This window comes from Campylobacter lanienae NCTC 13004 (assembly GCF_002139935.1).
Classification (GTDB): Bacteria; Campylobacterota; Campylobacteria; order Campylobacterales; family Campylobacteraceae; genus Campylobacter; species Campylobacter lanienae.
Map to the genome: position 1 here is coordinate 1,126,338 of NZ_CP015578.1, position 20,782 is coordinate 1,147,119.

The window sequence follows — 20,782 nt, forward strand, 5'->3', positions numbered from 1 at the left end:
CTAAAACCTTAAAAAATAGAAAATTCTAGCACAATAAAACTTAAATTTAGCAAGAAATCAAGGTGAATTTCAGATATAACCATATCATCGTAAAAATCAATATCGCATTACAAATCAAAATAATTTATTATCTATTCTTTAAAGCCATAGGCCAATCTCTGTGGTATAATCTGAAATTTCATATGAAATCACCAAAAAATGAGTTTAATAGCAATATTATAAATACTTTTTTAGTTAATTTTATAAAAATAAATTTAAATTTAACAACTGCTAAACAATTTAGATTTATAATATTCCCTTATTATTTTAAGGAGAAATTATGAAAAAATTAGCCCTAGTCTGTCTGTGTGCTTATGCGCTCAATGCTACTTCGTTTAATGCACCTATGAGTGAGTATATAACAGAGCTAAAATCCGAGGCTCTAAAGCTAGATCCAAATTTCAAAGATTTTGATGCTTTAAGGGGTGAGAAAATCTTCACAACCAAGCATATAGGCAAAAATTCTCAAGAGCTTTCTTGCCAAAGTTGCCATGGTAACGACCTCAAAAAAGAAGCTACCAATATATTCACTAACAAAATTATCCCACCGCTCTCACCAAGTGTGAATCCATCTAGGCTAAGCGATGTTAAAGAGGTGAAAAAATGGCTAAAAAGAAATTTCAAAGATGTCTATTTAAGAGAGGGAACCGCCATAGAAAAGGGCGATGTCTTATACTATCTAATCAAACAATAAAGGATAAAAAATGAGATTTTTACTATTTGTATTTGTAGCGATTTTAAGCTTAGAAGCAAAGGGGCCAGATGTAAGGCCGGTTGATAATGAGCTATATAAAAAAGAGTGTGCCACCTGTCATTACGGCTATCAGCCTGGACTTTTACCGACCCAGTCGTGGGAGTTTATAATGCAAAATTTAGAAAACCACTATGGGAGTGATGCGAGCATTGATGATGAAACAAATAAAAGCATTCTTAGCTATCTTTTGGCAAATGCTAGCCAAAATGCGATGAACTATAAAAGAAGTGCGAAAATCACAAAATCCCTAGAAAACGGCGTTTTATACAAGTCAATAACTGAAATTCCATATCATATCAAAAAGCATAGAAAGATAGAAAAATGGATGATAACGCAAAAAGAGGTCAAGACTCTATCTAACTGCACAGCCTGTCACAAAAAAGCCGATCAAGGCATCTACGGCGATGATAGCGTGAATATACCAAATTATGGGGTTTGGCGTGATTAAAAGCTATATTTGGAGTTTTGCGGCGAGATTTTCCCATCTTGCCTTGATACTTAGCTTTGCTCTTGCTTATGTGTTTAACGAATTTGATGATTTGGTGTATTTTCACGCTGCTTTTGGTGTGATATTTGGTGTGGCGATCGTATTTAGGATAGTTTGGGGATTTGTAGGGACAAAATACTCTAAATTTAGCGATTTTAAATTCCAAGGATTAATTAGCTATTTTGGCTCATTTTTGGGTAAAAAAGAGAGATTTATCGGTCATAATCCCGCTTCAAGTATAGCAATTATCATGATATTGGCCATTGGATTTGTCTGTGTGGTATCTGGATTGGTGCTTTATGGCCTGGATAAAAATAGTGGAATTTTCGCTTTTTTATATGATAGTTATGCGAAATTTGAATTTACAAAATCCATCCACGAGTTATCAGCAAATACCCTTTTGTTTGTAGCGATTATTCATATTTGTGGGGCTTTGATAGATAAGTTTATACACAAAAATGATTCTGTAAATTCTATGATAACAGGCTATAAGCTCACCCAAAATGATGAGAGTATAAGGGCAAATTTAGCTCAAAAAATATTTTGTTTTATCTGGATTTTAGCTATTATCGCAATATTTTTATATATCTTTAATAAAGATAATTTTATCTTAAAATCTCACGCTTTAAAGGTAGATTATAGCGCACAAAATGCTGTATTTGCCAAAGAGTGCGGTAGCTGCCATATGATCTATGCACCATTTTTGTTGCCTAAAAAATCATGGGAGATTATGATGGCAAATTTAGAAGATCACTTTGGCGATGATGCTAGTGTAGATGAAGAGACAAACAAAGAGATATTAAATTTCCTAAGATCCAATTCAGCTGAACAAAAAGGCAATAAAACAGCATTTAATATACTAAAATACGCTCAAAACGACCAAAATATCGCCATCACTCAAAATCCATATTGGATAAAAAAGCATAGAAAAATAGATGAAAAAATCTTTTCAAAGAGCGATATCAAATCCAAAGCAAATTGCGCAGCTTGTCATAAGGGGATCGAAAATGGGATAATTAGTGTGATTGAGTATGAAAAGATAAGATAATTTTTTAATTTAATTTAATGCTATAAATCACCGCTTCGCCCATCTGATAGTGATAAATTTAGAAAATAGATTTTAAACTATTAAACACTTTGGGCGATTTTTTCCATTTTGGCTAGTAGTTTTGATCGTTCATTATCATCTAAATTTCCATATAAAAGCTGATTCATAGCTTGCATAAAATCAAATGTAGCAAATAATTTAGCATCGTTATTTGCTTCTTTGGCGGCATTTGAGATAGCGGAGTCTATATCGCTAGAGTTGTTTTTTATCCCTTCTAAATTTTGTAAAATTTCATCAAATTCGCCATTTTTTTCGAATTTAGCTTGATTGGTGGCTATATTCATTAATTTTGTGGTTAGTTCATTGTCTATTGTCATATTTTAGCCTTGTATTGTGAATTTACACAATACAAGCAAATTTTAGACCAAATTTCACTATTAAGTAGCTTGACTAAGAAGCAAAACAAATTCATTTTTTACGCTCATTATAGTTTTAAAAAATTATTAGATCTGTGCGAAGCACAAAATTTTCGCAACAGTAAAATAACCTTAAATGGTTATTTTACGGATAAAATTTGGAATAATTAATCTTAAAAGGCTTTTACAGGGGGTTAGGGGGTTATTAAGGGGAAAGTTTGTGTTACTATTATTCGTAGCATCGCAAACGATGATTTACATCGTTTTGCTGTTACGCTACTCATCTGCCAAAAAAGCGCTTTTTATTTTTATCTACTTTTAGCAGCGTAGCAAAGCCACGCCTAAAGTAGCAAACACTAAAGCCCCGCAAGCGGGGTACCCCTATAAAAATCCGTGGTGTAAGCCACCCATTGAAAGGCTTTTACAGGGGGTTAGGGGTTGTTAAGGGGGAAGCCAAGGTGTTGCTATCCTTCGTAGCGTCGCAAACGATGATTTACATCGTTTTGCTGTTACGCTACTCATCTGCCAAAAAAGCGCTTTTTTATTTTTACCTACTTTTAACGCACGAACAAAGTCCGTGCTAAAGTAGCAAATACTAAAGTCCCCATAAATGGGGTACCCCATTTATCCGCCCCAAATCTTTTTTAGCAAATTTGAAATTTTATTAAAATCTCAAAATAGATTTAAAAATAAATTTCTTCACTATACAAATCTATAAAAACCAATAAAATTCCAAATTCTCTAAAATTTAATTACATTCTCATTACAAATTCATTTTAATCCATTTTTCTTTAATTTTTTACCATTATATTACTTACAACTAACCATTAAAATATAATTAATTTAAGTGATATTTAAGCCAAAAAGGTAAATTTATATAAAAATTTTTAAATTTTTTAAAAAATTTAGTGAATTCCCCCCCCCATATTAATATTTTAATCTTTCGTGCGATATAATGAAATATGCTTAAGCAAAGGATTAAGCTTAAATCTTTTAATAAGGATAAAATATGAGTTTTAGAATCAACACTAACATAGCAGCGATGAATGCTCATGCTAACTCACAAATCACAGATAGAGCACTTAGTAGCTCACTTGGTCGCCTTAGTTCAGGCCTTAGAATTCAAACAGCAGCTGATGATGCTTCTGGCTTAGTTATTGCTGACTCACTAAAAAGCCAAGCCAACTCATTAGGTCAAGCTATATCTAATGGTAATGACGCAATAGGTATAGTTCAAACAGCTGATAAAGCTATGGATGAACAGATTAAAATACTAGATACTATTAAAACCAAAGCTATCCAAGCAGCCCAAGATGGTCAAAATAGTGATTCTAGAAGAGCCCTTCAAAATGATATTAGCAGACTTCTTGAAGAGCTAGATATGATAGCTACTACTACAAGCTTTAATGGCCAACAACTATTAAATGGTAACTTCTCTAATAAAAACTTCCAAATAGGTGCTTATAGTAATGAAACAGCTAAAGTAAGCATAGGTGCTACAAACTCAAATACAATTGGGCATACTAGGTTTGAGACTACTCAAAATGCTCATGTTTCTCTTGTAAGTAATATATCTGCTGGAACGCTAACTATAAAATTAAGCGGTGTAGATGGATATCCTAATGGTTATGAATTTCAAGCTATTTCTGGAACTATTTTAAAAACTGATGGCTACAAAGCTGTCGCTGAAATGATGAATGGCGTAAGTGATAAAACTGGTGTAAAAGTAACTGTAAATAATACTCAAGTTATGTCTGAAGCAATAGCTGCTGGGACAATCAATGATTTAACGATAAATGGCGTAACTATTGGTAATGTAACTGTAAAAGCCAACGATAGTGATGGAGTATTAGTCGCAGCCATCAACGCTAAAAAAGATGAAACAGGCGTAGAAGCTAGTGTTGAAAATGGTAGATTGGTTTTAGCGGCTAAAGATGGTAGAGCCATATTAATTGATACTCATTCTGATGCTACTTTTACAATTGCTGGTGCTAAGGATGCTAACTGGTCGGTACAAGGTATTGCTTATTTAGGCCAATTAACATTTGTTCGCCAAGATGCTAGGGATATTAAAGTTGGTTTAAATGGCATGTCGACTGTTGCTTCTGCGGTATTTACCGGTGCTAATGCGATAAGTAATGCTAGTGTAGCATCCGTAGCATTTAATCAATCAAGTGTAAATTTAAAATATATGAACTCTGGTACAATCAGCGCCACAATAGCTAAAGCAATGGGATTTTTTAATGGTAATGCGTCTAATGCTGGTCAAGAAGTAGATCAAGCCGGTGGAGTAAATACCTATGGTGGTGCTCAAGCTATGGTGGATGTAGCTGAATCAGCTAGAAAAACTTTGGATAAACTAAGAGCAGATTTAGGTTCAGTCCAAAACCAATTAGTAGCAACTATCAATAACATCACAGTTACCCAAGTCAATGTCAAATCAGCTGAAAGTCAGATAAGGGATGTGGATTTTGCTAGTGAGAGTGCAAATTTCTCTAAATTCAATATCCTAGCTCAAAGTGGTAGCTACGCCATGAGCCAAGCCAACGCTGTCCAACAAAATATATTAAGATTGTTACAATAATTTAAATCTGTGCTTCGCACAGGTTTAAATTATTTTTATTTTTTACTTCGCACGGCAACAAGTCGCCGTTTGCGACAGGGAGTTACACTCCCTTGACCCACCTAAAGTTATCCATCCGACAAGCGGATTGAATTTAGGTTTTTATTTTTTACTTCGCAGACTAGCAAAGCTAGTCTTTGCGATAAAATTTTCGCAATAGCAAAATAACCTTAAATGGTTGTTTTGTGGCGAAAATTTGGAATGTGACCCATTCGCCCTTGACCCACCTAAAGCCCCACTTCGTGGGGCGCCCCAATTCTTTGCCCGAAATTTTTTAGAAATTTGAATTTTAAATTTATATTTCTTTTTTTGCGGATTTAAATTTTTGAAATATGAGAGAAATCTAAATTTTTCTTTTCTTTTTTAAGTGGGAAGGGGTACCCCATTTATGGGGACTTTAGCGTTTGCTACTTTAGCACGGACTTTGTTCGTGCGTTAAAAGTAGGTAAAAATAAAAAGCGCTTTTTTGGCAGATGAGTAGCGTAACAGCAAAAACGATGTAAATCATCGTTTGCGACGCTACGAAGGATAGCAACACCTTAGCTTCGCTTTTAACAACCCCTAACCCCCTGTAAAAGCCTTCTATTTTTTAACTTCGCTAGAGCTAAAGATAATCTTTGTGGCAAAATTTTCGCAATTGTTAAATAAGTTTGATTTGCAGTAGAAGTTTGGTTTTGGTAATTTTATGGTAAAATAAATTTATCTTAATCTGCGTTAAAACTCTATGCTCTCGGCAATTGGGATAGTGTCTTTGGTGAGATTTTTCTTGCTGCGATTGTAGCTTTTGATTATTGGTTCGGTTGTGATTTCATATCCCTTAATCAAAATAGCAAAATAACCAAATTTAGCCCCATCTAATCTAGCATAGACAAGGTCGCCTACATTACACGCTGTGGAGCTAAAACCTTGGGCTTGTGATAATTTGCCATTGCTAGTATCGACAGATTCTATAGTGTATATATAGCCGTTAGAAACCTTGCTAATTGAGGTTATGGTGCCTTTGATATAGCTGTTTTTGGTGGATTTGACTTCGGTTTTGGTAGTTGTGCATCCAACTACCAAAAACACAAAAAACGCCAAAAATATACTACGCAGTAACATTAATAGCATTACCGCTAAGCTCCATAAGGGCTTGATTAATCCTATCTAGAGTTTTATTCATTGTTTGTTGTGAGATATCTGGCAAGGCCTGACCCCACATAGCTTCAGCTTGAGCGAAGCCATTTTTGACCCCTTCTAAACCGCTTCTTAGCTTCTGGGCATCGCCACCGGCTCCATTTATGACAAAGTCGGCTATACGATTTGCGGTATTATTTATTCCAAAATATCCATTATCGCTTATTAGGCTGCTTGCCTCTTGTGAAGTTAAATCACCGATTGGCTTGCCGCTATAGCCTGTGATACCGATATTTTGATTTAATAGATCTTTTAGGCCTTGAGTAAAGCTATTTGCGGTGTTATTTTGATTATTTAAACTAAGGCTAGTAAGGCCAATTTGCATATTAAAATTGCCATTAGAATAGTCAAAGCTTTGTTGCATAAACTGCATATAATACCCGCTTGTTAGCTCTTTTGCGTTAATATTGCTAGTTGATTCTTTAATTTTATCAATATTAGATTTAGAATTTGGATTGATATTTAAAAAATCTAAGCTATTTGTGCTATTTACTTGCATCTTTTCTCCTTTTAAATTTATAATAAAATCGGATATTTAGAAAAATATTTTAACCTTAAAAATTATTAAAACTAATTTGACTAAGAACATAGCCAAATTCATATTATTGTCTTATTTTTTCATACTTAGATAGCTATTTAATGCGCTTACATAGGCTTTGGCGCTTGCCATCATCGTATCTATATCAAGGCCATGTCCGATAAATGGAGGCTCATCAGAGCCAAATGCTACTTTAACTGTAACTTTCGCAAGAGCATCTTTGCCTTGAGATACGGCTGAAACCTTATAATCTTTTAACTCACCAGCGACTTTGCTTATCCTATCAATTACTTTAAATATCGCATCAGCCGTGCCATTGCCAAGAGCTGCTTCACTGATAATCTCATCATTAAATTTAATACTAATAGCAGCGTTTGAGTGGCCTAGATTACAAGTGTTGGCGCTTAATTTTTCGATAGTATAAATTTCAGGAATTTTGATGATTTCACTACTAACTAACGCTCTAATATCATCATCGAAAATCTCTTTTTTCTTATCGCAAAGCAATTTAAAATTATTAAATGCTTCATTGATCTCTTCATCATTTAGATCAAATCCTAAATTTATAAGCTTATCTTTAAAGGCGTGGCGACCACTGTGTTTGCCTAAAACTAAGGCATTTTTCTTCGCACCGATATCTTCGGCTTTGATTATTTCGTAAGTTTGGGCGCATTTTAACATACCATCTTGATGAATTCCGCTCTCATGAGCAAAAGCATTTTTGCCTACGATGGCTTTATTTGGTTGTGGTTCAATACCTGTGATAGTGGCTACTAAGCGACTAGTAGGGTAAATTTCTTTAGTTACGATATCTGTGTATAAGCCATCAAACTCATCAGACCTAGTCTTTAAGGTCATCACGATCTCTTCAAGTGCGGCGTTACCGGCTCTTTCGCCTAATCCATTTATGGTACATTCCACCTGTCTAGCACCGGCTTTGATACTTGCTAAAGTGTTTGCCACGGCCAAGCCAAGGTCATTGTGATTATGGACTGAGATAATGGCTCTATCGCCCATATATTCGCTCATAACTCTAACCATATCGGCAATCTCATAAGGCAATCTAAATCCCACCGTATCAGGCAAATTCAAAGTTCTAGCACCTGCGCTCACTACTGCATCGCAAATCTCTTTTAAAAATGAAATATCACTTCTACCAGCATCTTCGCAACTAAACTCAACATCATCTACGAGAGTTTTAGCATATTGAACCGCTTCTATAGCTCTTTTAATCACCTCATCTGGCTTCATTTTAAGCTTGTGTTCCATATGGATAGGGCTTGTGGCTATGAAGGTATGAATTCTCTTATTTTTAGCCGGAGCAATAGCATCAGCTGCTGCCTTAATATCACGCTCCAAAGCTCTAGCAAGACTAGCTACTTTGATAGAATTTACCTGTTTGGCAATTTGATTAATAGCATCAAAATCACCAGGACTAGCAGCCGCAAAACCAGCCTCCATCACATCTACACCAAGTCTCTCTAACTGAAGTGCGATCTGAATTTTCTCTTCAGTATTCATTGAAGCACCGGGGCTTTGCTCACCATCTCTTAAAGTAGTATCAAAAACTATAATTTTATTTTTATCCATTTTATTATCCTTAAATTTATTATATTTTTATATTTTACGCACAAAATTTGAATTAAAAAGAGCTACAGAGCAGATTAAGGAGAGAGAGCTTATAGATGAATATATAAATTTTTTTACTATTTGCTACCATTTTTGTTCCTTTATCTTGATATTCTTGGCGAAAAATCTCGCCCAAATCGCACGAATTATACCATATATAGTATAAACAGAAATCAAAGCAGTGGCTGATTCTAATGGATATAGATATAAAAGTGAAAATATGATCACCAATATAACAAGTGCTTTTATATATTTTGAGCGACCAAAATCCACCTTTTTAAAGCTCGGATATCTTACATTAGAAACCATCAATATCGAAAGTAGCCCCATTAATACTAAAAATACCCACTCATAGCCCTTTATAAACTCATATTTATTATAAATTCCAATCCAAAATCCTGCCACAATAGCAGCCGTAGGAATCGGTAATCCAATAAACATATTTGGCTCATTCTCATTAGTTGTGACATTAAATCTAGCCAATCTAATCGCCCCAAATACCACAAACATAGCCGTAATCAGTGAGCCAAATCTACCAAATTCACTGCCAATGCTAAAATAAAATAGCATAGCAGGTGCCACGCCAAATGCCACTAAATCAGCCAAACTATCAAACTCAACACCAAATTTAGAAGTAGTTTTAGTAAGTCGTGCCACCCTACCATCTAAGCCATCTAATACAAGCGAGACAACAAGATAAAATATCGCCTTGCCAAACTCACCATTTGAACTAGCTAAAATACTAATAATACCAGTAAATGCGCTACCTGCGGTAAATAAATTTGGGAGTATATATATCAATTTATTATTATTCATCTATATAACCTATAACGCTACAAGCTTTGATTTTATCACCTTTACTAAAAGCGATTCTAGTATTTAAAGGCATTAAAATAGCAACCTTGCCATCTTTTAAAAATCCGATTCTACGGCCTGATTTAACATATTTTAAATTCTCTAAATAAATTTTAGAAGTTAGCGCTGATGTGCTAATGCGAATTATAAAATCTTGATTTTTTGATATTATGGTTGCTCTATTGCTTAGTAAATTTAAATTTGGGTCGCTGCTATGGATATTAAGGCCATTACGCCTTTTAATCACAGAAATATCCATATCGCATATAGAACGCAACACACCAGAATCAAATATTCTATTGCGGATTAGAATTTGAGTATAGGCACGGCCATTATAATTGGATTTTTTAATATCTTCTACAATCCCATCTATCGGTGATAAAATAGCCTTAGGATCTTCACTTTGTGGAAGTTTTTCTGGATTTTTATATATCCACAACGAGATAAGAAACAAAAGGCCAAAAATTAAAGGCCAAAAATTAAAAATCCAAGATAACACAAAAAGTACAAAAGCGATAAAAACGCACTTATAGCCGTATTTGCTTATAATTCCTAGATTATCCATCTATTTTAATTCTCTTTTGCCTTTGCGATATCTGAATTATCATCTTCGATGTCAACTAAACGAGTAGGTAAGCCATTTGCCTCTTCAAATTCTTTGATAATAGCCCTTACCTTGCTACCTTCTATGGTCTCTTCTTCATATAAAGACTCCACCATCTTCTCTATAGCACCACGATATAACTCAAGAGTATTTACAACCGCATTATATCTCTCATTTAAGAAGTTTTTAACAAATTCATCTAATTTTTGTGCCATATCATCGCTATAATCTTTTAATGACTGACCGCCATTTAAAAATAAATTTCGCTGTTTTTCTAAAACCATAAGCCCTGCTACATCGGTCATTCCATACATTGATACCATCGCTTTGATAATATCAGTAGCACGCTCAAGGTCATTACTAGCACCTGTGCTAATCTCTTTGATAAATACCTGCTCAGCGGCTCTACCACCTAAAAGGACATCAACTTTAGCGATAAGCTCATGTTTTTGCATTAAAAATTTATTCTCTTCTGGAGCGTTTAGAGTATAGCCCAATGCTGCTATACCTCTTGGGATTACGGAGACTTTAGTAACCTTATCAGCACCCTTTGTAGTCTCAGCTATAAGGGCGTGTCCGCACTCATGATATGTGACTATCTTTTTCTCTTTTGGGTTTATGCGGCGAGATTTTTTCTCAAGTCCCGCTATTGCTCTTTCTACTGCTTCTACTAGATCTTGTTGATCAATTTTGGTTTTATTAGAGCGACCGGCTAAAAGAGCGGCTTCATTAATAATGTTAGCCAAATCCGCCCCAGCAAGACCAGCGGTTAAGCGACCTATCTCATCCATATTTACATCATTTGAGAGTTTAACCTCTTTACTATGTACCTTTAAGATATCAACACGCCCCTTAAAATCAGGTTTATCGACCAAAACTTGGCGGTCAAATCTACCCGGTCTTAAAAGAGCCGCATCCAAAACTTCTGGGCGGTTTGTCGCTGCTAGGACAATTACTGGACTCTTATCGCTATCAAAGCCATCCATTTCTGCTAAAAGTTGATTTAATGTCTGTTCTCTCTCGTCATTGCCACCCATCATAGAACCTGCGGCTCTGCTTTTACCTATAGCATCGATCTCATCTATAAATACAATAGCTGGGGCCTCTTTTTTAGCATTTTCGAATAGATCTCTCACCCTACTAGCACCAACACCTACAAACATCTCTATAAAACTAGATCCCGAAACAGAGAAAAACGGCACTTCAGCTTCGCCAGCAACAGCCTTAGCAAGCAACGTTTTACCTGTTCCTGGAGGGCCTACTAGTAATACCCCTTTTGGAATTTTGGCACCAAGACGGATATATCGCTCAGGATTTTTAAGAAAATCTACAATCTCTTTAACCTCATCTTTGGCCTCTTCTACACCAGCAACATCATCAAATTTAACCTTTGGTTTTTCGCTATTTATAAGCTTTTTACTGCTTCCCATGCCTAAAATTCCGCTACCCATGTTTTTTTGCATCCTGCTAGCCAAAAACATCCAAATAGCAAAGAAAATAAATACCGGAATAACCCAAGAAAATATCATATCACTTAGCCAATTACTCTCGTTATAAGCACCATAACTTATGTTATTTTCCTCTAAAAGTGGCACTAAAGTTTGGTCATTTGCTACCTTTTTAACTACATAAGTTTGCGAATTTCCACTAGCTTTGATTGTGGTTTGACCGATTACAACCTCATTTATCTGCTTTGATTTAATCAAAGATTTAAGCTCTGAATAGCTAATATTTTTTGAATTTCCGCCAGAAATTCCCATATCATCAGGGCTCATACTGCGAAAGATTAGCACCATAATAACCGCAAAAATCGCAAATACTAAGATAGGATTTTTATTAAAAAAATTACCATTATTTCCATTTGATTGATTTTTATTTTCCATTATTTTCCTTGATTTTTAAATACAAAACTCTCCCACTCATTTTGAGTTAAATTTTCCACCAACTCAAAATCGCTAAAGACATTTGTAATTCTGCTTTTATATTTTGTTAAAATTCCAGATAGTATGATTATACCGCCGGATTTGACCTTGGATTTGAGATCATTAGCAAGAAATAGTATAACATCGGCAATAATATTAGCCACCACCACATCATAACGATCTTTGCTATCTGTGACTGAGCCAACCCAAATTTGCTTTATGGATACCATATTTTTTTGAGCGTTATCAATCGTACTTTGGACCGCTAGCTCATCGGTATCGCAACTATAAACACTCAAACCTAGCTTAGCCATAGCTATACTTAAAATTCCACTACCGCAACCAACATCTAAGGCATCTTTATACTCTTTGGAATATTTAGAGATTAATTTTAAACATGAATTTGTACTCTCATGATGACCAGATCCAAAGGCAAGAGCTGGATCTATGATGATATCTATTAATCTGCTTTTTGGTTTTTCCCAACTTGGCCTAATGTAAAAATCACCCGCAATAACCGGAGTTACACCCTTTTTATACTCATTAATCCAATCTATATTATCTTTAATTATCAAATCAGTAGATATATCACAACCTAGACGACTAGCAAACTCTTCAAGTCCCCATTTAATATGATTTAGATCCTCTTCATCTCTTATGATAAAACCATTATCAATCTCTTCTATACAGGTAAATCCAAATTCAAATATGAGATCTTTTAATGGCTCTATTTGTGAAGATAAGACTCTTAATTCGTAATATTTATCTTTCATTATCCAAGAACATCTTCAAGCTTCTCTTTGAGAACTTGAGGCGTAAAGGGTTTTACTATATAGTTATTTACACCAGCTTTTAATGCTGTGATAACCTCTGCTTTACCACCTTCTGTAGTTACCATTATAATAGGCATATTCTCATATTTAGACTCTGCTCTTACCTTTTTAACAAGCTCTAGGCCATTCATCTCAGGCATATTCCAGTCTGTAATCAAGACACCAATATCTGGATTTTGGCAAAGTAGATCCCAAGCCTCTACACCATGCTCTGCTTGTAATACATCCTTATGACCAAGTCTTTCTAATGTATTTTTTATAATTCTCCTCATAGTAGAGCTATCATCAACAACTAATAACTTCACTAACTATCCTTTCTCAACTTTGGCGGTATTTTATCTAAAATTACATTTAAAATAACTTTAATAACTAAAATTTATTTCCAAAAATATCATTAAGGCTGATTTTGCCTTCATAATATGCCTTGCCAATTATCACGCCAGATATGTCTGTTGCTTTGCTCGCAGCCTCTAAATCAGCCAAACTAGCTACGCCTCCACTTGCGATTGTAGGCAAACCACTAGCCTTGGCAATTGATGAAGTGAATTCTAAATTCAAGCCACAAAGCATTCCATCTTTGCTAATATCAGTAGCGATGATCGCTTCTACTCCAGCATCTGCGTATAGTTTGGCCAATTCCGTAGCTCTCATTTGGCTTATTTGTGCCCAGCCTTCAACTGCGACAAAACCATCTTTGGCATCGATACCTACAACAATTCTATATTTGCTAGACATCTCTTTTACAAAATCAGGATTTTTAAGCGCAACTGAACCTAAAATCAATCTAGTTACGCCTGAGCTTAAATAGCTCTTTATGCGCTCTTCATTACGAACTCCGCCGCCAATTTGTATATTTAAATTTGTTGCGCTCACTATCTTTTCAATTGTTTTTAAATTTATCGCATCACCAGCAAATGCTCCATCTAAATCTACAATATGTAACCATTTGGCTCCAGCATCGCTAAATTTCTTAGCTAATTCCCAAGGCTCATTTGAGTAAATTTTCGCACTATCCATAAGACCTTTAGATAGCCTAACTGCCTTGCCATCTTTTAAGTCTATTGCCATATATTTTTCCATTATAACTCCATAAAATTTTTGATAATTCTCAATCCATTTTCATGAGATTTTTCAGGGTGCGGCTGAAAGCCATAGACATTTTCATACTCAACAGCACTTACAAACTCATATCCATAATCTGTATAAGCTAGAGCGAATTTATTATCACAAACAGCGTGATATGAATGGACAAAATATAGATAAGCACTATCTTTTAATCCATCTATAATTTTGCTTTGTTTTGTAAATTTAGCCCTATTCCAGCCCATGTGTGGGACTTTTAAATGTTCATTAAATTTGGATTTATCAAACTCTACAATACTCCCTTTAATCACACCCAAACCGCTATGTTCGCCAAATTCATAGCTTTTATCAAACAAAAGTTGCATCCCAAGGCATATTCCTAAAAACGGCTTACCCTTAGAGATGAATTCCAAAATTGCGCTATCAAGATTATTTGATTTTAACTGCTCCATAGCCTTGCCAAAAGCCCCCACACCAGGTAAAAGCAACTTATCATAGCTTTTTAATCTATCTGCGTCGCTTACCAATTCGCTCTTAGCGCCTACAAACTCAAGAGCATTTTGGACGCTTCTGATATTTCCGGCACCATAATCAATTATCCCTATCAATACCACCCCTTTTTAAAACAAACAAATAGCAACTCAAAGCAACCATCAAAAGCCCTACCCCACCGATGAGATAGATAGCATATATTATCTGACTTGGATCAGTAATAGCAAATTTAAACACAAGCATCAAAGACTCAATAGCTAGAGCTATAATAATACTTCCAATAAATCTCACCATAGTTCTGCTACCGCCGTTTTGATGGTGATTTGGCCTACCTAAAACCTCAGATTCAAATATCGCTTTGACAAGATCAAATATAGCAAGAGCTAAGGTCAAAACAATTGTAGATTCAAAAACTTCGCTAATATTAATCTCATTAAAGCTTTTTAATACAAAACTTTTTATCCCATGGATAAATAAAACTAGCGAAATCACAAAAAGCGCCAAAGAGAAAATCGAGTATATAAGCTTTGTGAATTTGCCAAATATCCCATCAACCGATCCAGGGCTGATGATGGATAGAAGTTCGCTTAATCCGATATCCATACAAGCTACATAAACTAGCTCTTTTTTATCATCATATATAGGCATTGATGCTGTAACGCAAAGCTGATTAGTAAGACTAGATGGATATGGATCAGTCATCACGCAACGCTTTTCACGCACACTTCTGTAATAATATGCTTTGTTGCTTCTATTTATCCCCTCTCCAATGCTGTTTTTAGGATCTAGGCTTATAGTGTTTTCTAGTTGAATTCCATTTTTATCCAAGATATAAAAAGCATCGAAAATATCAACTTCATGAGCGATTTTATCAAAGCCATCTTTAATGCTTTGTGCGCTTACACCTGGGAGGTTATTTGGTATATTTCTAGTTAATAGATAACATAGATAGGCTCTCGCTTTATAGCGTATCTGACTAAACTCTTCAATCTCTTTAAATGTCACGATAAATTCCTAATTTTTATTATGGTTAAACTCTGGGACTATAGCTTTTAAATTCGCCTCTATCTCTTCATCGTTTTGGCTCTTTATTAGAGTTGAGATTTGAGAATTTAAGATATCTATATTGTATGGTTGGCTAGTGGTTACAAATATACTCTCAAATTTAGTCGCCACATCGCTAGGGTCGATTAGTAACTCTTCATATAGCTTCTCGCCTGGGCGAAGACCGATAAATTTGATTCCCAAATGCTCTTTTGAGCTTAATTTTAACATTCTTTGAGCCATATCGGCAATTTTGACTGGCTCACCCATATTTAAGACAAAAAGCTCACCGCCTTTAGCTATACTAGCAGCTTGAAGAACCAATTGACAAGCCTCGCTAACTAACATAAAATATCTAGTGATATCTGGGTGAGTTACGCTTAGTGGCTCATTGGCTGCGATTTGGGCTTTAAATTTAGGTATCACACTACCGCTACTACCAAGCACATTGCCAAATCTCACTGCCACAATCTCAGTAGAGCTGGTATTTGAATTTAACGCATATAACTCGCATACTCTCTTAGTCGCTCCCATAATGTTAGTTGGTCTAACGGCTTTATCTGTAGAGATCAATACCACTTTATGAGTATTATATTTTTTGGCTAAATCTACTACATTTTTAGTTCCAAGTATGTTATTCTCCACCGCAACCAAAGGGTTAAACTCACATAGTGGTACATGCTTATATGCTGCGGCGTGGATCACAATATATGGTTTAAATTTAGCAAATACACTCTCAAATTCATCTCTATGCGTGATATTTAGCATAATCAAGCGATTACGCTCATCAGCGTTTGTGGCTTCATTTATCTGATATAGATTGTATTCGCTGTGATCTATCATAATTATCTCTTTAGCGCCAAATTTCAAACACTGCTTACATATCTCGCTACCGATTGTCCCACCAGCGCCAGTAACCATCACGCTTTTACCGCCGATAAAACTCTCAACCACACTACTATCAAGGTCTTTTGGCTTTCTAGCTAGAAGATCTTCGATGCTAATATCAGTAATGCCCTCGCTCTTTTGTCCTATTAATGAAAATATCTTAATATCTTTAAATCCTAAGGTATCTAACTCATCATAAAGCTCTTTAAGCTCATTTGGCATAAGCGTTAGAGCTATTATAGCACTTTTTACCCCATCTTCTATATAGCTTTTTAGCTCATCTTTATGGCCTACTTGATATCCATCACAATATGTTCCCACAAGCTCATTTCTACCATCTACAACGCCTACTGCGTAGTAGTTCGCATAACCACTTTTTAGTCCTTTTAGAATTTGTAAAGTCTTAGAAGTGGAGCCAATAATCACGCATGGATTGCCATTTTTGCTCTTTTTAAAATCAAGCAAAACTCGCTTTGAAATTCTCAAACTACCAACCATTATAGCTGACAATAGAGCATCAATGATAATAACGCTTCTTGGAAAAGGCGCAAAAAGCTCTTCATAAGATAAAAATATACCAAAAAATATCCCCGCACAAAGCAAAGAGGCTAAAACTATCTTCCTAGCTTCATTTAAACCAAAAAATCTCCACGGCACACGATAAATTTGAAACGCCCAAAGTAATGCTATTTTAATAACAATCAAAATCACACCACTATACACCATACCAGGGATAAATATCTCCGGGATATCTCCGCTAAATCTAAGCAAAAAAGCAAAATATATACTAAGGGCAAATATTATCACATCACATAGTAAAAAAAAGGCTATTCTACGCCTTTTTGTCGCTATAATCACAATGCACTCCTAACGATACTAGCGATTTTCTCCACTAACTCATCACTCATATTAGCCCCACTAGGAAGGCAAATCCCCCTTGAAAAATACTCTTCGCTAGTGCCATCAACAAGGCATTTAGCCCCTTTAAATACCGGTTGAAGATGCATTGGCTTCCATAATGGTCTGCTCTCTATATCATTTTTATTTAAGGCTTCTATCACTTTTAAATGGCTATTTTTCTCTTTAAATAAAAGCGTAGTTAGCCATCTATTGCCGTATGAATTTGGAATTTCAGGCATAAATTCAGCCACATCGCTAAGCAAATTTGAGTATATATCAAATATCTGCCTTTTTCGCTCTACCCTGCTTTTTAAAACCTCCATCTGCCCAACGCCAATAGCACCTAAAACATTACTCAATCTATAATTATATCCATAATCCAAATGCTCATAATGAAGTAGTGGTTCTCTTGCTTGCGTGCTATAATACCTTGCTTTGGCTACTAATTTTTCATCATTACTAACTAGCATACCACCGCCGCTTGTGGTTATAATCTTATTACCATTAAAGCTATAAACCCCAGCATCACCAAAGGTTCCAAGAGCTTTATTATCATAAAATCCACCTAAAGCCTCAGCCGCATCTTCTATAACTTTTATATCTTCATTTTTACAAATTTCTAAAATTTCATCTATCTTAGCCGCTTGTCCATAAAGGTGTGTTAATATAAGGGCTTTTGGCTTTTTAGGGCTTTTGGCTATTGCTTGTTTGAGTAGTTTGGGGCTTAAATTCCAGCTCTCATCACTATCTATAAAAACTGGTTCGCATCTTTCATACATTATAGGATTTACACTTGCTGCAAATGTAAAAGTAGAAGCCAAAACAACATCCCCATCCCTAATCCCAAGTGTGCGAAGTGCTAGATGAAGTCCTGCTGTGGCTGAATTTAACGCTAAGGCATTTGAAATTTGACAATAATCTTTGATACTTTGCTCAAATCTATCGACAAACTCACCAAGTGGCGCTATATAATTACTCTCAAAGACCTCTTTTACATATCTTTCTTCATTACCGCCCATATATGGTGCGCTCAAAAAGATTCTAGGCATAACTATCCTTAAAAATTTTGGTTCATATTTTATCAAAGTTAGAATAAACCTAATATTAATATTAAGATAAAATCCAGTTTTATATGAAATTTTATCAATTCTATTATATATAAAGGTATAATTTGATAAATTATATTAAACATAATATTTAAATAAATTATTTAATACTATTTTTATTTTTAATAAAGTTTTGCTAGGCTACAATTTCCGCTCAAAATCAAAAATAGAAAGAGTATTTTGAAACAACTTAGTTTAGATAGAAATACATTTAAAATTTTATTATGAGGCTATATCATCATCGCTTTATTAGGAGCTATAATCTTAAACTCAAGCTGGGCTAGTGTAGCACCAATAAGCTTTATCGATGCCTTTTTCACTAGTACTTCAGCTATTAGTATGACTGGACTTATAGTCAAAAATACCGCTATGGATTTCACCTTAGCTGGTCAGATAATCATCTTGATCTTAATACAAATTGGCGGTTTGGGATATATGAGTATAGGGCTTTTTATCTATATATTAATACGCAAAAAATTTGGATTTAATGGCAAAAATTTATTAAAAGAGTCCTTACTATATCCATCTACTGAAGGGATATCTAAATTTTTTAAAAATGTCGTGCTTTTTGTCTTTTTGATTGAGCTAATTGGTGCTATACTCCTTACTATGCGTTTTATGCTTGAGATGAATTTTGCTAAGGCTTTGTGGTTTGGGGTTTTTCACTCAATTAGTGCTTTTAACAATGCTGGTTTTAGTATATTTGAAAGTGGCTTAACCCCTTATAAACATGATTTGGCTATAAATATCATTATAACATCTTTGATTATTATCGGTGGGCTTGGATACTTTGTCTTAGTTGAGCTATATTTTTTCCAAAAAAAGAGAATTCAAAATTTAAGCCTGCATACCAAAGTTGTAATCCTAGCTACAATTTCGCTTATTGTATTTTCAACACTTATTATCTTTCTTTTAGAGTATTCTAACCCAAATTCCATAGGTAACTTCTCTATTTTTGATAAAATTTTAAGCTCATATTTTACCACTATCAACTACCGAACGGCTGGATTTAACACGCTTGATATGAGTGCTTTACATGATGCGAGTTTGTTTTTTGGCTCTTTATTTATGGTTATTGGCGGCGCACCTGGCGGGACGGCTGGCGGAATGCAAATCACCACTTTAGTGGTGCTTTTATTCTATGTTTATTGGAGTATTCGCAATGGGCGAGTAAGGATTTTTAATCAAGAAATTTCACAAGAGACCATATCAAGAGCTTTTATTATAACTGTTGGATCAGCTGTTTATATAGTTATAGCTGTGATTTTGATATCTTTGTTGGAATCTAAATTTAATTTTATCTATATTCTGTTTGAGATATCATCAGCATTTGCTACAGTCGGAATCTCCGTAGGAGATAGCGGAACTCTCTCGCTTTGTGCGTTATTTAGCGATTCTAGTAAAATAATAATTATAATTATGATGTTAAGCGGCAGGATTGGTGTGTATGCCTTTTTATTATCTATTTTTAAAGAGGATAAAAGCACACATATTAAATTCCCTGAAGGAAAAATATATTTATAAAGGTAAGTTATGAAAAATATAAGTTATGGAGTTATAGGGCTTGGTAAATTCGGATCTGTAGTAGCAGATGAGCTCATCGCTAGCGGACACGCAGTCATCATCGCTGATAAGGATGAAGAGGCCTTAAAAAGTATATCAAATTCACCAAAATGCGCTTACATACTAGATTCTACCAATACTCTAGCACTTAAAGAAGCTGGATTTAACGATGTAGAGATCGTGATTGTAAGTATAGGCGATAATGTAGAAAAATCCATCCTAACACTAATGGCGCTCAAAGATATAGGAGTTAAAACCATCGTAGCTAAAGCAACTTCTAATATCCATGGCCAAATTCTATCTAAACTTAGCGCTTCAAAGGTTATCTATCCTGAAAAAGAGAGCGCCAAAAGATTGGTAAAAGATTTTTTCAACAAAAAAAGAAATTTTGAAATTTTCGATCTCTCAGCTAACACTATTAGGGCTGTCAAAATTACAATAGATGATGATTTAGCCGGTAATTCGCTCAAACATATCTCTAAAAATATGAGAGTTATAGCATATAAAAAATCAAATTCAAACTGGGAAATAATGCCAAATTTACAAACCACAATCGTCTATAGCGGAGATATTATAATGCTTTTAGGCACCGCTAAGGAGCTAAGCGAATTTGAGTCTAAAACTATGTAGAAATTTTATAAATTATCTATCAAGCACATCACAAAGACTATAAGCCTTAAAATGCTATGATTAGTGATATAATAGCTTCATCAATTTTAATAGTTAAATCTAGCAATCACTAAATATTAATTTAGCTCTATATTAAAGGATTGATATAGGGC

Annotated in this window: 20 protein-coding genes; 6 read left to right on the forward strand and 14 right to left on the reverse strand. The window is 34.8% G+C overall.

Features of this window, described 5'->3' with window-relative positions; translation table 11 throughout:
• Window positions 1–319 precede the first annotated feature (319 nt).
• Genes CLAN_RS05730 through CLAN_RS05740 form a run of 3 tightly spaced genes read left to right on the forward strand, consistent with a single transcriptional unit; the run spans window position 320 to window position 2,328 of the window.
• Window positions 320–733 (forward strand): DUF1924 domain-containing protein, encoded by a 414-nt coding sequence (locus CLAN_RS05730; protein WP_086224971.1) that lies wholly within the window; start codon window positions 320–322, stop codon window positions 731–733.
• 10 nt (window positions 734–743) lie between these two features.
• Complete coding sequence (locus tag CLAN_RS05735; RefSeq protein WP_086245872.1) at window positions 744–1,241, forward strand: diheme cytochrome c; 498 nt, start codon at window positions 744–746, stop codon at window positions 1,239–1,241.
• Entirely contained in the window at window positions 1,234–2,328 is a 1,095-nt protein-coding gene (locus CLAN_RS05740) for a cytochrome b/b6 domain-containing protein (protein WP_167368939.1), read from the forward strand. Before CLAN_RS05735 ends, CLAN_RS05740 begins: the two co-directional genes overlap by 8 nt.
• A gap of 80 nt (window positions 2,329–2,408) precedes the next feature.
• On the opposite strand, the gene CLAN_RS05745 is transcribed toward CLAN_RS05740, so the two are convergent.
• Window positions 2,409–2,705 (reverse strand): hypothetical protein, encoded by a 297-nt coding sequence (locus CLAN_RS05745; RefSeq protein ID WP_100590807.1) that lies wholly within the window; start codon window positions 2,703–2,705, stop codon window positions 2,409–2,411.
• Window positions 2,706–3,753: 1,048 nt separating this feature from the next.
• On the opposite strand from CLAN_RS05745, the gene CLAN_RS05750 reads away from it, so the two are divergent.
• Complete coding sequence (locus CLAN_RS05750) at window positions 3,754–5,328, forward strand: flagellin B (protein ID WP_100590808.1); 1,575 nt, start codon at window positions 3,754–3,756, stop codon at window positions 5,326–5,328.
• Between the two features lie 753 nt (window positions 5,329–6,081).
• Here the strand turns inward: CLAN_RS05750 and CLAN_RS05755 are convergent.
• The 13 genes from CLAN_RS05755 to pglE all read right to left on the reverse strand — a co-directional run bounded on the left by CLAN_RS05755 (window position 6,082) and on the right by pglE (window position 18,380).
• Entirely contained in the window at window positions 6,082–6,477 is a 396-nt protein-coding gene (locus CLAN_RS05755; RefSeq protein WP_141080638.1) for a hypothetical protein, read from the reverse strand.
• Window positions 6,455–7,042, reverse strand: a complete 588-nt coding sequence (locus CLAN_RS05760) for a hypothetical protein (protein ID WP_100590809.1) — start codon at window positions 7,040–7,042, stop codon at window positions 6,455–6,457. The genes CLAN_RS05755 and CLAN_RS05760 overlap by 23 nt, the downstream gene beginning before the upstream one ends.
• A 111-nt stretch (window positions 7,043–7,153) precedes the next feature.
• Window positions 7,154–8,671, reverse strand: a complete 1,518-nt coding sequence (locus CLAN_RS05765; protein ID WP_096027615.1) for a 2-isopropylmalate synthase — start codon at window positions 8,669–8,671, stop codon at window positions 7,154–7,156.
• A 123-nt stretch (window positions 8,672–8,794) separates the two neighbouring features.
• Entirely contained in the window at window positions 8,795–9,526 is a 732-nt protein-coding gene (gene pssA, locus CLAN_RS05770; RefSeq protein WP_096015578.1) for a CDP-diacylglycerol--serine O-phosphatidyltransferase, read from the reverse strand.
• On the reverse strand, window positions 9,519–10,019 hold the full coding sequence (locus CLAN_RS05775) for a phosphatidylserine decarboxylase (protein WP_141080586.1): 501 nt from the start codon (window positions 10,017–10,019) through the stop codon (window positions 9,519–9,521). Before CLAN_RS05775 ends, pssA begins: the two co-directional genes overlap by 8 nt.
• Before the next feature lie 116 nt (window positions 10,020–10,135).
• Window positions 10,136–12,052, reverse strand: a complete 1,917-nt coding sequence (gene ftsH, locus CLAN_RS05780) for an ATP-dependent zinc metalloprotease FtsH (protein ID WP_096015760.1) — start codon at window positions 12,050–12,052, stop codon at window positions 10,136–10,138.
• A complete protein-coding gene (locus CLAN_RS05785; protein WP_100590810.1) occupies window positions 12,052–12,864 on the reverse strand; it encodes a 50S ribosomal protein L11 methyltransferase in 813 nt (270 codons plus the stop codon). Before CLAN_RS05785 ends, ftsH begins: the two co-directional genes overlap by 1 nt.
• Window positions 12,864–13,229: a chemotaxis response regulator CheY gene (locus tag CLAN_RS05790; RefSeq protein ID WP_086237958.1), complete on the reverse strand. Its 366-nt coding sequence runs from the start codon at window positions 13,227–13,229 to the stop codon at window positions 12,864–12,866. The genes CLAN_RS05785 and CLAN_RS05790 overlap by 1 nt, the downstream gene beginning before the upstream one ends.
• A 64-nt stretch (window positions 13,230–13,293) precedes the next feature.
• Entirely contained in the window at window positions 13,294–14,004 is a 711-nt protein-coding gene (gene hisA / locus CLAN_RS05795; RefSeq protein WP_100590811.1) for a 1-(5-phosphoribosyl)-5-[(5-phosphoribosylamino)methylideneamino]imidazole-4-carboxamide isomerase, read from the reverse strand.
• Window positions 14,004–14,615 (reverse strand): imidazole glycerol phosphate synthase subunit HisH, encoded by a 612-nt coding sequence (gene hisH / locus CLAN_RS05800; RefSeq protein ID WP_096014025.1) that lies wholly within the window; start codon window positions 14,613–14,615, stop codon window positions 14,004–14,006. Before hisH ends, hisA begins: the two co-directional genes overlap by 1 nt.
• The gene (locus CLAN_RS05805; RefSeq protein ID WP_096014026.1) at window positions 14,599–15,504 is read right to left on the reverse strand and encodes a PDC sensor domain-containing protein; all 906 of its coding nucleotides are present in this window, start codon (window positions 15,502–15,504) and stop codon (window positions 14,599–14,601) included. Before CLAN_RS05805 ends, hisH begins: the two co-directional genes overlap by 17 nt.
• Before the next feature lie 9 nt (window positions 15,505–15,513).
• Entirely contained in the window at window positions 15,514–17,292 is a 1,779-nt protein-coding gene (gene pglF / locus CLAN_RS05810; RefSeq protein ID WP_096014027.1) for a UDP-N-acetylglucosamine 4,6-dehydratase (configuration-retaining), read from the reverse strand.
• Window positions 17,286–18,380: a UDP-N-acetylbacillosamine transaminase gene (gene pglE, locus CLAN_RS05815; RefSeq protein ID WP_096030161.1), complete on the reverse strand. Its 1,095-nt coding sequence runs from the start codon at window positions 18,378–18,380 to the stop codon at window positions 17,286–17,288. The genes pglF and pglE overlap by 7 nt, the downstream gene beginning before the upstream one ends.
• A gap of 291 nt (window positions 18,381–18,671) precedes the next feature.
• On the opposite strand from pglE, the gene CLAN_RS05820 reads away from it, so the two are divergent.
• Together CLAN_RS05820 and CLAN_RS05825 are read left to right on the forward strand one after the other, a co-directional pair.
• Entirely contained in the window at window positions 18,672–19,961 is a 1,290-nt protein-coding gene (locus CLAN_RS05820) for a TrkH family potassium uptake protein (protein WP_232045889.1), read from the forward strand.
• Window positions 19,962–19,970: 9 nt separating this feature from the next.
• Window positions 19,971–20,630: a potassium channel family protein gene (locus tag CLAN_RS05825; RefSeq protein ID WP_100590812.1), complete on the forward strand. Its 660-nt coding sequence runs from the start codon at window positions 19,971–19,973 to the stop codon at window positions 20,628–20,630.
• Window positions 20,631–20,782: the final 152 nt, after the last annotated feature.

What these genes read in the sequence shown, in the direction of transcription:
- CLAN_RS05785 (WP_100590810.1), bottom strand. Translation starts at nt 12,864, where the DNA reads ATGAAAGATAAATATTACGAATTAAGAGTCTTATCTTCACAAATAGAG.
- CLAN_RS05760 (WP_100590809.1), bottom strand. Translation starts at nt 7,042, where the DNA reads ATGCAAGTAAATAGCACAAATAGCTTAGATTTTTTAAATATCAATCCA.
- ftsH (WP_096015760.1), bottom strand. Translation starts at nt 12,052, where the DNA reads ATGGAAAATAAAAATCAATCAAATGGAAATAATGGTAATTTTTTTAAT.
- hisA (WP_100590811.1), bottom strand. Translation starts at nt 14,004, where the DNA reads ATGGAAAAATATATGGCAATAGACTTAAAAGATGGCAAGGCAGTTAGG.
- CLAN_RS05750 (WP_100590808.1), top strand. Translation starts at nt 3,754, where the DNA reads ATGAGTTTTAGAATCAACACTAACATAGCAGCGATGAATGCTCATGCT.
- pssA (WP_096015578.1), bottom strand. Translation starts at nt 9,526, where the DNA reads ATGAATAATAATAAATTGATATATATACTCCCAAATTTATTTACCGCA.
- pglE (WP_096030161.1), bottom strand. Translation starts at nt 18,380, where the DNA reads ATGCCTAGAATCTTTTTGAGCGCACCATATATGGGCGGTAATGAAGAA.
- CLAN_RS05755 (WP_141080638.1), bottom strand. Translation starts at nt 6,477, where the DNA reads ATGCTATTAATGTTACTGCGTAGTATATTTTTGGCGTTTTTTGTGTTT.
- CLAN_RS05745 (WP_100590807.1), bottom strand. Translation starts at nt 2,705, where the DNA reads ATGACAATAGACAATGAACTAACCACAAAATTAATGAATATAGCCACC.
- CLAN_RS05765 (WP_096027615.1), bottom strand. Translation starts at nt 8,671, where the DNA reads ATGGATAAAAATAAAATTATAGTTTTTGATACTACTTTAAGAGATGGT.
- CLAN_RS05735 (WP_086245872.1), top strand. Translation starts at nt 744, where the DNA reads ATGAGATTTTTACTATTTGTATTTGTAGCGATTTTAAGCTTAGAAGCA.
- CLAN_RS05825 (WP_100590812.1), top strand. Translation starts at nt 19,971, where the DNA reads ATGAAAAATATAAGTTATGGAGTTATAGGGCTTGGTAAATTCGGATCT.
- CLAN_RS05730 (WP_086224971.1), top strand. Translation starts at nt 320, where the DNA reads ATGAAAAAATTAGCCCTAGTCTGTCTGTGTGCTTATGCGCTCAATGCT.